At 43.0% G+C, this 737-nt stretch carries 2 protein-coding genes; one reads left to right on the plus strand and one right to left on the minus strand.

What is annotated here, in order from left to right; all coding sequences use genetic code 11:
• A partial coding sequence (locus tag A3766_RS02420; protein WP_156508628.1) for an NAD(P)-binding protein occupies positions 1 to 267 on the minus strand: 267 nt, incomplete at its 3' end.
• A 266-nt stretch (positions 268 to 533) separates the two neighbouring features.
• On the opposite strand from A3766_RS02420, the gene A3766_RS31810 reads away from it, so the two are divergent.
• Positions 534 to 737, plus strand: a 204-nt coding sequence (locus A3766_RS31810) for a TetR family transcriptional regulator (RefSeq protein ID WP_231882817.1), incomplete at its 3' end; no start/stop codon positions are given.

Here is a 737-nt window from a genome sequence, read left to right on the forward strand (position 1 = left end):
GGAAATGATGTGCTCGGTGTACTCTCTTAGCTCGTCTTGTTCAGCGAACATTTGCGACCAATTGTAAGGCTCTGAAGATATCGAATACAAAGGAGAAGGAACATCGACGGCTGCGCCTGGGTAGGTATTTTGGCTCCAGGTACCACCGACAAATTCGCGCCGCTCCAGAATCAGAAAATCCTGAATGCCACGTTTGATTAGGTTCATGGCTGCCAGCTGTCCGCCGAATCCGCTACCGATAATAATGACTTGGTAATCTTGTTTCATTTAGCACTCCAGTCGCTCACAAGACCTTGCCTTGCTCACTGAATTTTTATGTTTATTGTCTAGCGCTTGCCATCATCATAGTCGAAGATTAACGAGATATAAATTGTGACGACAAGCAACTTCAAAACATCATATATTCTGACTACAGGTGTAGTCAAATATTTTTTGACTGACGGTCACGCTTTACATCCGACTTCAAATCACGGCAGAATAGACGGCTCAACCCGGACTAAAAATCACTTCAATCAGGACGAAATAAAACGCCAATGCCCTCTGCTGAACCTTCTAAAGAAAATAAAAAGACCGAACGGACCTATGGCGGGGTATCTTTAGCTGAGCGGAAAAAACTTAGAAAACAACAATTTTTAGATGCGGGCTTAAGACTATTTGGATGTTGCGGCTTTAGAAATTCAACTGTCAGGAGCTTATGCAAAGAAGCCAAGTTAACTGATCGCTATTTTTACGAATCC

It is taken from the genome of Oleiphilus sp. HI0132, from assembly GCF_001635845.1.